Here is a 12725-nt window from a genome sequence, read left to right as displayed (position 1 = left end):
AAGCGAGAACCCGGAATCCATCGGGCCGCGCAACTTGCCGTCCGATGGATTCCGGGTTCGCCCTGCGGGCGCCCCGGAATGACATCAAAACAAAAGCCCCGCAGACCGATCCCGGTCGCGGGGCTTTCGAGTTCCAACGTTCTGCCGGTACGTCCGCGGTCAGAACGGTGCGAGGGCGTTAGCCGACGCGGAGATTGTCAGCCGAGGACTTGCCGCTGCGGCGATCGGCGACGATGTCGAACGAGACCTTCTGGCCCTCATTGAGGGTGGAGAGGCCGGCGCGCTCGACGGCGCTGATGTGCACGAATACGTCCTTCTGGCCGTCGTCCGGCTGGATGAAACCATAACCCTTTTGGGTGTTGAACCACTTCACTGTGCCCATAGCCATGGGAATTTCCTTTGTTAGAGATGGTACGCACGCGGACCGGTACGCGTCGCTGCGCCCATGATCCTGTTCAGTCGATGTTTGGAGAAGTCATCTGAAGCGTGCGCGCCCGTCGTAACGAAGCGAAGCGGCCCAGTCGTTCGGCCCAAGTATCGATGATCACAATATAGCGAGAATTTGGGGCTACTTCAAGGCACCACCCGTTGCTCGGGATGTCGCGCGCATTTGCTATTTTGCGGTGCATATGAACCGCTGGCGTCAGTCCACGATGAAGAGCGTGGCGCCGGTCGTCGTCGAGGACCGGTGCGCGGCGTCGCCGAAATCCGAGACCTGGTAGCTCATCCCCGCCGTCAGCTTGAATTTGCGCCCGTCGCGCAGCTCGCTATCGAGCTCGCCCTCCAGCACGTAGAGCACGTGGCCGCGATCGCACCAATGATCGGCCAGATAGCCCGGCGAATAGTCCACCATCCGCACGCGGAGATCGCCGATGTTGAGCGTGCGCCACTTGGCCTCACCGGTTTCGCCGGGATGTGTGGTCGCCTCGACCTTGCTCCAGTCGGTGACGGTGAAGGGGGAGGTGGGGAGTTTCATGGGGTGATCCTGTTTCGGAACCGGCGGGCGCAGTGTTAGCGCACGCGGTCGTCCCAGTCTCGGTCATTGCGAGCGCTCGCGCCGCATTCTCACTGTCATCGTCCGGCTTGACCGGACGATCCAGTATCCCAGAGGCGGCTCTTGATGCGGAGAAGCCGCGGCGTACTGGAGTCCCCGCTTTCGCGGGGAATGACAGCGGTGGGTGGGGCGGCAGCGTCCACGCACTCCGATGGCTCATCAAGAGGCGGCACTCAATGCGCCAAATGGTTCGCCGAGCCCTGCACGATCAGCCCCGCCTCATTCACCCGCAGATATTCGCAGATCTTCTTGCCCCGCTCGTTCTCGTAGAACACCACCAGGCTATCCGGGCTGACGAACAGGTCGATCAGCGAGAAATGCAGGTTGGGCAGCAGGGGGAGCGCCTTGCCCCAATAGGCGCGCAAGGCATCCTTGCCGCGGACCGTGCCGCTTGGGTCGAATCCCAGCATGGGAATGCGGTCCGAGGTCATCACGGCCGTCTCGTCGTAGAGCGTGAGCACGCGCTCGAGGTCGCGCGCGTTCCAGGCCTCGACCCAGGTCCGGCCGAGCGCGGCAAGCGTTGATGGCTGATGGTGCTGTGACATAGCGTTCTCCCTGATCGTCCCCTTTTCGGAAGTGGGGTACAATAGGTCAATACTGCTTACCTATATTCGTTTGTCCATGCCCAAAGAAGCATGTGGGCGCATTGCTGCCGCGGTTGCGGCCCGCGCGCGGCCAGCGTATTGGCTGGCCATGACAGCAGCACAGAACGACCGCTCCGCGTCGACGCCCTCGGTGGCCTCGGCGCACGACAAGATTCTCATCGTCGACTTCGGCAGCCAGGTGACGCAGCTGATCGCGCGTCGCGTGCGCGAGGACGGCGTCTATTGCGAGATCGTCCCGTTCAACAAGGCCGAACAGGCCTTCGAGGAGATGAAGCCGAAGGCGGTGATCCTCTCCGGCGGCCCCGAGTCGGTGCACGAGGCCGGCTCGCCCCGCGCCCCGCAATTGATCTTCGATTCCGGCGTGCCAGTGATGGGCATCTGCTACGGCCAGATGACCATGGCCGCCCAGCTCGGCGGTGAGGTCGAGGGCGGCCATCACCGCGAGTTCGGCCGCGCCGACGTCGAGGTCAAGGCCGAGAGCCAGCTGTTCGCGGACGTCTGGACCTCAGGCAGCAAGAACCAGGTCTGGATGAGCCATGGCGATCGCATCACCAGGATGCCGCCGGGCTTCTCCGTCGCCGGCACCTCGCCGAACGCGCCGTTCGCGATCATCCAGGACGAGAAGCGCAAATATTACGGCCTGATGTTCCACCCCGAAGTGGTGCACACGCCCGACGGCGCAAAGCTCATCCGCAACTTCGTGCGCAAGATCGCCGGCCTCACCGGCGACTGGACGATGCGCGCCTTCCGCGAGGAGGAGATCGCAAAGATCCGCGCGCAGGTCGGCAAGGGCAGGGTGATCTGCGGCCTCTCCGGCGGCGTCGATTCGGCGGTTGCGGCCGTCCTGATCCACGAGGCCATCGGCGACCAGCTCACCTGCGTCTTCGTCGATCACGGCTTGATGCGCCTCAATGAGGCCGAGCAGGTCGTCGACCTGTTCCGCCACCACTACAACATCCCGCTCGTGCACGTGGACGCCTCCAAGCAATTCCTCGGCGAGCTCGCAGGCGTCACCGACCCCGAAGCCAAGCGCAAGACCATCGGCCGCCTCTTCATCGAGGTGTTCGAGCAAGAGGCCAAGAAGATCGGCGGCGCCGATTTCCTGGCGCAAGGCACGCTCTACCCCGATGTGATCGAGAGCGTCTCCTTCACCGGTGGCCCTTCGGTCACGATCAAGTCGCACCACAACGTTGGCGGCCTGCCCGAGCGCATGAACATGAAGCTCGTCGAGCCCCTGCGCGAGCTGTTCAAGGACGAGGTGCGCAAGTTAGGGCGCGAGCTCGGCCTGCCCGAAATCTTCGTCGGCCGCCACCCCTTCCCGGGCCCGGGCCTTGCCATCCGCTGCCCCGGCGAGATCACGAAAGACAAGCTCGACATTCTGCGCAAGGCGGACGCCGTCTACATCGACCAGATCAGGAAGCACGGCCTCTATGACGAGATCTGGCAGGCTTTTGCCGTGCTGCTCCCGGTGAAAACCGTCGGCGTCATGGGCGACGGCCGCACCTACGACTACGTGGTCGGCCTGCGCGCCGTCACTTCGACCGACGGCATGACCGCGGACTTCTACCAGTTCGACATGAAGTTTCTCGGTGAGACGGCTACGCGCATCATCAACGAGGTGAAGGGCGTGAATCGGGTGGTGTACGATGTGACCAGCAAGCCGCCTGGGACGATTGAGTGGGAGTAGGGGGTGCTTTTCCCCTTCCAACGACGGCCCCTGGAGCAGCTGGCTCCTCCCTGGAATGCATCAAAGCCCGCGGTGCTTTCGCAAATCGAGGCGGCTCTTCGCGCCGATCCCGCCGGCGAGGTTCATCTACCTGACGATAGGGATCCCGAAGAGATCCGTTGGGCCCCGGGCGCGTTGGACGCACTGTTCGGTCGACCGAGCTCGACTCAGTCAATCAGCGCGCGCACTATCGTCACTGCACTGAGTGCCCTCGTCCGAAGGCCGAGTGACGCCGCGTACCGCCATTTCTACGGCATCATACAGCGGGACGACGCGATTTCGATCGTCGACGAGATGCTGAGCGTCTTGTCGACGCAGACGATGCCGAGGGACAAGGTTGCTGCCATCGCGCGCGAAGTCGCTCGCAAATCGCCAGACGTCAGCGCCGTCAAACTCGTGCTGGCACTTCTAGGCCTGGCGGGGGCGGCCGAAGACCGCAATCTCATCCTGACTCTTGGCCGTTTCGACGAGCTGACGATATTTGCTGCAGTCGCCCTGCGCAATCTGCTCGAGAACGCGGAGGATGAAGTCTGGACTCTGGCAAAAAACGTACGCGGCTGGGGCCGCATACGTGCGATCTTCCAGCTTGCGGGCACCACGCGTGCGGATATTAAGGCGTGGCTACTTCGCGAGGGCTGGGACAACAGCATCATGATCGAGGAGTCGGCATATTTCTGCGCCACCCAAGGTGACCTGTTGACCGCGTTGCGGGCCGATGATCCCGATCAGCCGTTGTTGGATGGAGCGGGCGAGATTCTCCACGCGCTTGTCAATGGCGGTCCCGCTGAGGATATGGGGCACTATCCGGACGGCGCCGAAGCATCCCGGTTGTATGTTCGGCACGTCGCCGCCACACCTTCGCTTCTGCGGCGATATCGACACGTCAAGGCGATATTCGATTTTGCGCAAGGCGAACCGCCTTCGCAATGGTCCGCAGAGACACGTTGGGACATTCGCACCAATGCCTCGCTTTATCTCGGCAGAGTGGAGTGGTCCGAGCTTGTAAAGCAAAGTTTGCGCTCCAGCGACCAGCAAGCGTTCTGGCTGGCGTGCGAGGTGGGACAGATGATCGGCGTGGATGTTTGGCCAGCGCGATTTGAACGCCAAAGGGCAGGCGTTTCTGACGAGTGGTATTTCCTCATGCAGTCTCAGAACGTCGACTGCATCGAGCAGGTCCTGGCGCTTGCGCGCGACAGGCTCGATTTGGCAAAGGTGGGCTCCGGGCCTGACACGTCCACCGGCCTGGGACCGATTTTCAAGGACGACAGCGCTGTCGACTTTATCGTGCAGGACCTCAAGCGGTTTCCTGGCGTGGGATGGGATGTGGTCAAGGTCGCAATGCGCGGCAGAACCGTCCGTTGTCGAAACATGGCGCTCAATGCCCTGGTGGCTTGGGGACGCGATGCATGGCCTGCCGACGCGGAAGATGTCCTGACACGTGCCTTGGAGGCTGAACCTGACGACAAGGTGCGAAGCAGAATACGTGCGGTCTTGACGGGGAAAGAAGCGAGTTGAGCTCGTACAGGCGGCAGCCCGTAGGATGGGTAGAGCGCAGCGAAACCCATCGCGTCTGCAAGGCGGACTTAGGGTATCGCTTCGCTCCACCCATCCTACGATCTACATTCTCAGCAGAGATGTAATCTGTGAGGGCTTGGTGAATCCCAGTCGACGGCCCAGTTCGACTCCCAACGGCACAACCCAAAACGCGGAGTCTGCATCAAAGGGCGCGGGAGAATGACTGAGATTGTACAGTGTCTTTGCGCAGATCTCTTCGAAGGCATATTGCGCGAGAGCCAGCTCATCTCTGCACTTTTCCGCTTTCAGAGTCTTTTGCCGAATCTCCTGGAAGAGCGCATGACCCTCTCGCCATGCGCTGCGATTTGACGCCATCGCGGAAAGCCGGCGCAGCGTGTCGCCATCCTCGCAGGTATTCTCGAAGACGGCCAGCATCTCAAGCATCGCAGAGATGATATCGGTCGGATGATTGCGCATCGGCTTTCTCAGCTGGGAATGCAAGAATGATATTTTCGTCGGCCTTTGGCTGTAAGTCGAGGCGTGGTGACGGAGTATCCACCCGGCGGAAACGCCGGGTGTGCAGCATGCTATCCGGTGATACGACTCCGGTTCGTCCCTCCGGAGCCCGCTTTCATGTCCGTTGCCACCGCCACTCAGCCGTCCGCAACCGCTGCCACCACCACCGATCCCGAAACCCTCGGCTATATGCGTGGCTTCCCGCCATCCCCCGACCGCACCATCACCTTCCAGGACGGCTCGTTCCGCAGCTTCCCCGAACTGCGCTGGGCCTGGAGCAACATCCGCCAGCTGGTGCCGACCGTGAACGTCTGGCGCGGTGTGGGGCCTACGTCGGTGCTGCCCCGGGAGGATCACGACATCGGCGGGGTCGCCTCGACCACGATGGACGGCCGGCCCATGACGTTCGACAAGATGCTGGAGGAAACCTACACCGACGGCATCGCGGTGCTGCATCGGGGCAGGCTGATCTATGAGCGCTATTTCGGCGCGTTGAAGCCGCACAAGCCGCATATCGGCATGTCCGTGACGAAGTCGTTCACCGGCGTGCTCGCAGGGATGCTGGTCGCCGAGGGCAGGATCGATCCGCAGGCGCCCGTCGTGGACTACGTGCCGGAGCTGAAGGAAAGCGCGTTTGGCGATGCGCGCGTGCACGAGGTCATGGATATGACCACGGGGCTGCTCTACACCGAGGTCTACACCGACAAGAATTCGGATGTGTGGGGCCTGCGGCGCGCCAACGGCATGGCGCCGATCCCGCCGGGCTATGACGGCCCGACCACCATCTTCGATTTCCTCATCGCGCAGAAGAAGCAGGGCGAGCACGGCAAGGCCTTTGCCTACAAGACCGTCAACACCGACGTGCTCGCGTGGATCTGCCGCCGCGCCAGCGGCATGACCTTGTCCGATCTTCTGTCGGAGCGGATCTGGCAGCCGATGGGCGCTGAGGAGGATGCGCACTATCACGTCGACCGGATCGGCACCGAGAGCGGCGGTGGCGGCCTCTCGACGACGTTGCGTGATCTCGCCCGCTTCGGCGAGACCATGCGCAATCACGGCCGCTTCAACGGCCGCCAGATCGTGCCGTCGCAGGTGGTCGAGGACATCGCGCGCGGCGGCGACCCCGAAAAATTCAAGCCGGCCGGCTATACGACGCTGCCGGGCGCGTCCTATCGCAATCAATGGTGGGTCACGCACAACGAGCACGGCGCCTACATGGCGCGCGGCGTCTACGGCCAGGGCATCTACATCGATCCCAAGGCCGAGATGGTGATCGCCCGCTACGCCTCGCATCCCACGGCGGGCAACGCCGCCAACGATCCCGTGACGCTGCCGGCCTACATGGCGCTGGCGAAAGTGCTGATGGCGGGCGGGTAGGGAGCGATCCAGGCTCTTCGTAGCCCGGATGGAGCGTAGCGCAATCCGGGTTTCGTTCCGCACAGGCAATTGCGCGATGCGGCTGCTCTGTCCCGGATTACGCTTTCGCTCCATCCGGGCTACAGACCCATGCCAAAACCGCAAGATCGGTCGAGCGCGCCGCACCCCTCAGCCGCTAACTGGACCCGCCACGGAGGATGGACGATGAAGGCGGCGCTGCAGAACTATCGGGAGCGGATGCGGCGGGTGCTGGAGCATATCGACCGGCATCTCGATGATGATCTCGACCTCGACACATTGAGCGGCATTGCGGCCTTCTCGAAATTCCATTTTCACCGACAGTTCACGGCGATCTTCGGTCTATCCGTGCATCGCTATGTTCAGCTGGCCCGCCTGAAGCGCGCGTCGCATCAGCTCGCCTACACCGACGCGCCAAGCGTCACGGACATTGCGATGGAGGCCGGTACGAGGCGCCGGACGCCTTTGCCCGCGCCTTTCGCCAACGGCTCGGGCAATCGCCCTCGTCTTTCCGGAATTCTCCCGATTGGGAGCCGTGGCTTGCGGCCTTCAGGCCTCTCGATGTCGCAAGGAGCAAGCTCATGCAGAGAACTTTTACCACCGACGACGTGACCATCCGCGACGTGCCCACCACCAGGGTGGCGATCATGGAGCATCGGGGCGACCCGGCGACGCTCCCCGCCACCATCCAGCGCTTCATTGCCTGGCGCAAGGCAGCCGGCCTGCACCCCAGCACGAACCCGACCTTCAATGTCTGGCGATCCGAGCGACGTCCTGCGCGCCCCGCCGATTACAGCGTAGACCTTTGCGTCGGCATGGACCGGCCGATCGCGGCGAACGGCGAGGGTATCAAAGCCGGCGAGATCCCCGGCGGACGCTGCGCCGTGCTGCGCGTCATCGGCTACACCGACAATCTGGAGCCCGCCGCGCTCTACCTCTACCGCGACTGGCTTCCGGCCAGCGGCGAGGAAGCACGCGACTTCCCGATCTATTGCCGGCGGCTGAGCTTCTTCCCGGAGGTTCCGGAGAACGAGACTGTCGCGGAGATCTTCCTGCCGCTGAAATAGCGCATCAAGGCTGTCGATGCGGCGCTCCGACCATCCCACGTTCCGAGCCGTAAGCTTCAACCGACGAAAAAAACGGCGCCCAGCGGAAGTCCGGTGATGCAGGCCAGCAGCGCGAGGTAGAGCAGCTCCGCCATCGGACGGCCGGCCTCACGCGCCCGGCTCGGTTTTGCCGGATCGTAGTCGACCTCGACCTGCGCGCCGATCCGGCGCGTGGTGTCGTTGCAGGCCAGCACCGAGGTAAACGTGAACTCCCGGCCGGACACATCCTTGAAGCGGATGATCGGCCGATCGGGAGAGTCGTCGCCGAGATCGATGCCGACGACCGTGCCGGCCGTACGCCGGCCCCTGCGCAGAAGAACGAGATCCCCATAGAGATGGCTGAACAGCAGGACCGCAAAGCCCGTGCCGACGAGGAAGAGGTAAGTCTGCGGGACTGATGGATTGAGCCCGACCAGTCGCGCTAAAGCCTGAAACGGCATCAGCGCTGCCTCAAACAGGGCGGACACATTCGTCCAGAAATGATTCCAGATCTGCTGCAAGGTGATCTTCAACCCTTGGAGTGGAACGGCCTTCGGTCGCCCTAGATCAGCTGCGGGCTCCAAGCCAATTCTATTGCCCCGATCGGTTAAGGACAGGTGAGGGCGAGGGCGCTGATGCAGCGATGGCCGGCAATCATTTGTCAGCGTGCCGAGGTTGCGCGGCGCCTTGATCGAAATATAAGGGTTGACTTATATTAGTGTAGGTCGATATTCGTCGCTGCGCTCAACGACAAGAGGGAGAATCGCAATGCAGATCGATGTCGCCAGGGTCTTGGGGCTTGTGACGCGCTCGGTGAGGAGCTTCGAGAAAGACGGAAAACCGGCGAGCGTGGTGACCCTCACGCGGCTCTACGACACCAGCGTCGACGATCTCTGGGACGCCGTGACCAGCAGGGAGCGTATCCCGCGCTGGTTTGCGCCGGTTGAGGGAGACCTCCGGCTCGGCGGACGCTACCAGGTCAAGGGCAATGCGGGCGGCACCATCACGTCCTGTACGCCGCCGAGCCATTTCGGCGCCACCTGGGAATTCGGCGGCGCGACGAGCTGGATCGACGTCAGCCTGACAGCCGAGCGAAGCCAGGCGCGCTTGACGCTTGAGCACACCGCGATCATCGAGGATCATTGGAATCAGTTCGGTCCGGGTGCGGTCGGTATCGGTTGGGACCTCGCGCTTGCGGGACTGGAGCGATATCTTGCGACCGGGGCCTCGGTCGATCATGAAACGGCGGAGGCCTGGATGGTCTCGCCAGAGGGCAAGGAATTCATGACGACGAGCGGCGAGTCCTGGCGTGCGGCGCATGTCGCGAGCGGGGTCGATCCAGCCGCGGCGAAAGAGCGCTCGGACCGCACCATCGCGTTCTACCGCGGCGAGACACCACCCGACATCGTTCATCCCGGCACCGGAAGCTGATGCACGCCTTCGAAGTCCTCGCCGATCCCGTGCGCCGCCGCATCCTCGAGCTGCTTGGCCTCAAGGAGATGGCATCCGGCGAGGTCGTCGAAGTCATCGGGGCCGAGTTCGGCATCACTCAGGCAGCGGTCTCACAGCACCTCAAGGTGCTGCGAGAAAGTGGCTTTGCGAGCGTCCGGGCGGAGGCGCAAAGGCGCCTCTATTCGGTCGACGCCGCCGGGCTGCAAGCGGTCGATGCCTGGGTCGGCCAGTTCAGGACTTTCTGGGAGCCGAAGCTGGACGCGCTCGCCACCGAGATCGCGCGCGGCAAGCGCGAGCGTCGCAAGGCTCCAATCGTAAAGCGGAGCGGCAAGAGGGCGTGAGTGCGTTTCCGTAGCCCGGATGGAGCGAAGCGAAATCCGGGACTCACATAGGCAGTTGTGCGAAGCCGCTGGTCCGTCCCGGATTACGCTGCGCTCCATCCGGGCTACAGATGCTCAAATTGGTGGATTACGCTTCGCTAATCCACCCTACAAATTCCGCGACATCTTCTCATATTTCTTCACCAGCCGCTCCCGTTTCAGCCGCGACAATCGCTGGATCCAGAACATGCCGTCGAGCTGGTCGATCTCGTGCTGATGGCACACGGCGCGCAAGGCATCCGTTTCCTCGGTGTGCATGTTGCCGTCGAGGTCCTGATAGCTGATCCGCACGCGCGCGTGTCGCTGCACCTCGTCATTGACCCCCGGCATCGAGACGCTGCCTTCGCGATGCATGATCATCTCCGGCGAGGCCCATGTGATCTCCGGATTGACGTAGATCCGTGCGCCGTCCTTCGCTTCGAGCTCCAGCACCACGACACGCAGGGGCACGCCGATATGCGGTGCGGTGATGCCGATACCGGGCGCGGCGCGCATCGTGTCGAGCAGATCCTGCGCGAGCTCGCGCAAGCCGTCGTCGAACGCCGTGACGGGGCGAGCCGGCAGCGCCAGCCGGCGGTCGGGATAGCGAATGATCGGGCGGATGGTCATGCAGGCTCCTACCACTCACTCACGGATCATTGAAGCATCGCCGCTTGACAAGCCTACCTACTGGAAGGTAGCTTAGCGCATGAGCACTGTTTCCTCGACCGCCGACGACATTCTTGCCTGCGCCCGCACGCTGATCATCGCCGGCGGCTACAATGGCTTCAGTTACGCCGACATCGCCGATGTCGTCGGAATCCGCAAGCCGAGCATCCACCACCACTTCGCCAGCAAGATCGATTTGGTCCGCACCCTCGTGGCGCGCTATCGCGAGGAGGCCCAGGCTGGACTGTCGGCGCTCGAACGCAATGTCGCTGACCCCGCCGAGCAGCTCAAAAGCTACGTCGCCTATTGGGAGGCGTGCATCAAGGACGCGACGGCTCCGTTCTGCGTCTGCGCGCTCCTCGCCAGCGAGCTTCCTATCCTGCCCGAGGAGGTGGCGCTCGAAGTCCGCGCGCATTTTCGATCCCTCTCGTCCTGGCTGGCTTCAGTGATGGAGCGCGGCAAGCGGCAAGGCCGGCTCCATCTGTCCGGCACGGCGCGGATCGAGGCGGAGGGATTCATGGCCACGGTTCACGGCGCGATGCTGTCGGCGCGGGCCTATGGCGATCCAAAGATGTTCGGGACCATCACTCGGCCGCTGCTGGACCGGCTTTCCACCAGGCACTGACGAGGTCGGCATAGGCCGGGCAGGGCGGCGCTTTCCGCGTCTTACGTAAACTACCAACTAGTAGGTAAGGAGAATGCAATGACAAATCGCGACATGGCTGCGGACACGGCCGACCAGGCGCAATGGCTGAAGCAGTACTATTTCCTGCGTGCCGCGTTTTCCGTCGCCTGGGTCATTGCGGCCTTTGCAATCGCGCCGTCGTCGGCGGCGATCGCAGCAACTTTGCTCGTCGTCTATCCGGCCTGGGACGCCGCTGCCAATTATCTCGACGCGCTCTGGAGCGGCGGGTTGAACCACAACCGCACGCAAGGCTTCAACGTGCTGGTCAGCCTGGCGACGACCATTGCAGTCATCCTGACCTTGCAGGTCAACATGAACTGGGTGCTCGCAATCTTCGGGGCCTGGGCGATGCTGTCCGGATTGCTCCAGCTCGGCACGGCCGTGCGGCGCTGGAAGCATTTCGGCGCGCAATGGGCCATGGTGCTCAGCGGTGGCCAGTCGGCCCTGGCGGGCGGCTTCTTCATCTTCCAGGCCGCGATGCTTGCGGTGCCGTCGATTGCGAATGTCGCCGGTTATGCCGCGGTCGGCGCGCTCTACTTCCTGGTCTCGGCGCTATGGCTTACGGTCGGCACCTGGCGCCGCAGCGCGGCCCTGTGAGCGGCGGATAAGGCCTGCCATCCTTGTGCAGGAAGCGGCCGTCCGATGCCGGGCTCATCATGTCGGTATCGGAGCAGGTGATCAGGTCGGCCTGCGAGCGCGAGCCGATCTCGAGGGGGCGGCGGCGGTATCCGTGCGGACTTGCGGTCTGTTACATAAGGGCGTATGTAATCACCATCATGGCCCATATCAGCATCCGCGATCTACAGAAGATTTCCGGTGAAGCCATTGGTGCATTGCCTGGCCCGACGGCGGTGAAATCGGGCGAGCGAACGGTCGGGCTGCTCATCCCGCTCAAGGCAACCGATCCGGAGCGCTTGGCTGCCGTGCTGGCGCGCGCGGAGCGGCTGGCCAAGGGGCGCGACGCGGCCGCGGACGATGCCGCATTGGCCGAATTCGGCGAGGTCGATCCGGTCGATTGGTCGATTGCTGCGGTGAAGGCCCTGACGCGCAAGCGGAAGACGTGAGACCACCGTCGGCAGCAATCGTCATCGATGCGGCCATTCTGGTCGCGGCCGTTCGCGGTCGAAGTTCCGGGGCGCTTTTGGCTGCCGCGGAGAAGGTGGTCTTCGTGACGACGGACCGTGTCGTCCAGGAGGCACGCCGGCGCATCGCACTCGGCATGCAGCGTCCCGAACTGCTCGATGTGCTCGATGAGCTCGCCGAGCTTGTGACGATCGTTCCCGTCGCGTCGTTGGATCCGATCATCGCCCGGTGCGAGGAGACCCTTCGCGATGCCGTGCCGAGCCGCAACGGATCGGTGCGCGATGCCCACGTGCTCGCGCTCGCATGGAGCGTCGATGGCGATGTTTGGACCCCCGACCGCGACTTCGCCGGAACCGGCGTGGCAACATGGTCGACGCCCAATCTCGTGCGAGGTCTTGGCGAGATCTGAGCATTGAACCGCACAGCATGCGTGGCCCAGCGATGCTCTCGAATGGGGATAATGCCATCATGCTGGTGTTTTGCCCGACGGGTCAAATCGAGCCCCAACCTCGCAAATGATCGTCCTCGTAAGTCATTGATCCCGCTAGCGCCGGCTACTGTGCATGGGGTTGTTTTTCGAG

15 protein-coding genes and 1 pseudogene are annotated in these 12725 nt (G+C 63.3%); 10 read left to right on the top strand and 6 right to left on the bottom strand.

Features of this window, described 5'->3' with window-relative positions:
• Positions 1 to 178: 178 nt before the first annotated feature.
• From HZZ13_RS03760 to HZZ13_RS03750, 3 genes are all read right to left on the bottom strand, one after another.
• The gene (locus tag HZZ13_RS03760) at positions 179 to 388 is read right to left on the bottom strand and encodes a cold-shock protein (protein WP_015686739.1); all 210 of its coding nucleotides are present in this window, start codon (positions 386 to 388) and stop codon (positions 179 to 181) included.
• A gap of 255 nt (positions 389 to 643) precedes the next feature.
• Complete coding sequence (locus HZZ13_RS03755) at positions 644 to 976, bottom strand: DHCW motif cupin fold protein (RefSeq protein ID WP_197958304.1); 333 nt, start codon at positions 974 to 976, stop codon at positions 644 to 646.
• 251 nt (positions 977 to 1227) lie between these two features.
• On the bottom strand, positions 1228 to 1599 hold the full coding sequence (locus tag HZZ13_RS03750) for a nuclear transport factor 2 family protein (RefSeq protein WP_197958303.1): 372 nt from the start codon (positions 1597 to 1599) through the stop codon (positions 1228 to 1230).
• 148 nt (positions 1600 to 1747) lie between these two features.
• On the opposite strand from HZZ13_RS03750, the gene guaA reads away from it, so the two are divergent.
• Together guaA and HZZ13_RS03740 are read left to right on the top strand one after the other, a co-directional pair.
• Positions 1748 to 3346, top strand: a complete 1599-nt coding sequence (gene guaA / locus HZZ13_RS03745) for a glutamine-hydrolyzing GMP synthase (RefSeq protein ID WP_197958302.1) — start codon at positions 1748 to 1750, stop codon at positions 3344 to 3346.
• A 3-nt stretch (positions 3347 to 3349) separates the two neighbouring features.
• On the top strand, positions 3350 to 4900 hold the full coding sequence (locus tag HZZ13_RS03740; RefSeq protein ID WP_197958301.1) for a hypothetical protein: 1551 nt from the start codon (positions 3350 to 3352) through the stop codon (positions 4898 to 4900).
• A gap of 102 nt (positions 4901 to 5002) precedes the next feature.
• Here the strand turns inward: HZZ13_RS03740 and HZZ13_RS03735 are convergent, their stop codons facing one another.
• Complete coding sequence (locus tag HZZ13_RS03735; protein WP_197958300.1) at positions 5003 to 5377, bottom strand: hypothetical protein; 375 nt, start codon at positions 5375 to 5377, stop codon at positions 5003 to 5005.
• Between the two features lie 156 nt (positions 5378 to 5533).
• On the opposite strand from HZZ13_RS03735, the gene HZZ13_RS03730 reads away from it, so the two are divergent.
• Complete coding sequence (locus tag HZZ13_RS03730; RefSeq protein ID WP_197958299.1) at positions 5534 to 6793, top strand: serine hydrolase domain-containing protein; 1260 nt, start codon at positions 5534 to 5536, stop codon at positions 6791 to 6793.
• A 204-nt stretch (positions 6794 to 6997) separates the two neighbouring features.
• Positions 6998 to 7878 (top strand): annotated as a pseudogene (locus HZZ13_RS03725) (AraC family transcriptional regulator).
• 56 nt (positions 7879 to 7934) lie between these two features.
• On the opposite strand, the gene HZZ13_RS03720 reads toward HZZ13_RS03725, so the two are convergent.
• Entirely contained in the window at positions 7935 to 8417 is a 483-nt protein-coding gene (locus HZZ13_RS03720) for a DUF3592 domain-containing protein (RefSeq protein ID WP_197958298.1), read from the bottom strand.
• 247 nt (positions 8418 to 8664) lie between these two features.
• Between HZZ13_RS03720 and HZZ13_RS03715 the strand changes: the two genes are divergently transcribed.
• Both HZZ13_RS03715 and HZZ13_RS03710 read left to right on the top strand, forming a co-directional pair.
• Positions 8665 to 9327, top strand: coding sequence for an SRPBCC family protein (locus tag HZZ13_RS03715; protein ID WP_197958297.1), 663 nt, complete (start codon positions 8665 to 8667; stop codon positions 9325 to 9327).
• A complete protein-coding gene (locus HZZ13_RS03710; protein WP_197958296.1) occupies positions 9327 to 9689 on the top strand; it encodes an ArsR/SmtB family transcription factor in 363 nt (120 codons plus the stop codon). Before HZZ13_RS03715 ends, HZZ13_RS03710 begins: the two co-directional genes overlap by 1 nt.
• A gap of 147 nt (positions 9690 to 9836) precedes the next feature.
• On the opposite strand, the gene HZZ13_RS03705 is transcribed toward HZZ13_RS03710, so the two are convergent.
• Entirely contained in the window at positions 9837 to 10337 is a 501-nt protein-coding gene (locus HZZ13_RS03705; protein ID WP_197958295.1) for a peptide deformylase, read from the bottom strand.
• Positions 10338 to 10416: 79 nt separating this feature from the next.
• On the opposite strand from HZZ13_RS03705, the gene HZZ13_RS03700 reads away from it, so the two are divergent.
• The 4 genes from HZZ13_RS03700 (at position 10417) to HZZ13_RS03685 (ending at position 12553) form a co-directional block, all read left to right on the top strand.
• Positions 10417 to 11001: a TetR/AcrR family transcriptional regulator gene (locus HZZ13_RS03700; protein ID WP_197958294.1), complete on the top strand. Its 585-nt coding sequence runs from the start codon at positions 10417 to 10419 to the stop codon at positions 10999 to 11001.
• Positions 11002 to 11079: 78 nt separating this feature from the next.
• Entirely contained in the window at positions 11080 to 11658 is a 579-nt protein-coding gene (locus tag HZZ13_RS03695) for a DUF308 domain-containing protein (RefSeq protein ID WP_246504291.1), read from the top strand.
• Positions 11659 to 11837: 179 nt separating this feature from the next.
• Complete coding sequence (locus HZZ13_RS03690; protein ID WP_172786391.1) at positions 11838 to 12125, top strand: hypothetical protein; 288 nt, start codon at positions 11838 to 11840, stop codon at positions 12123 to 12125.
• Positions 12122 to 12553 (top strand): PIN domain-containing protein, encoded by a 432-nt coding sequence (locus HZZ13_RS03685; protein ID WP_197958293.1) that lies wholly within the window; start codon positions 12122 to 12124, stop codon positions 12551 to 12553. Before HZZ13_RS03690 ends, HZZ13_RS03685 begins: the two co-directional genes overlap by 4 nt.
• The last annotated feature ends 172 nt before the right edge of the window (positions 12554 to 12725 follow it).

The organism is Bradyrhizobium agreste (assembly GCF_016031625.1).
GTDB classification, from domain to species: Bacteria; Pseudomonadota; Alphaproteobacteria; order Rhizobiales; family Xanthobacteraceae; genus Bradyrhizobium; species Bradyrhizobium agreste.
Note: the sequence above shows the minus strand (reverse complement) of the source record. Positions and strands in the feature narration are given on the sequence as shown.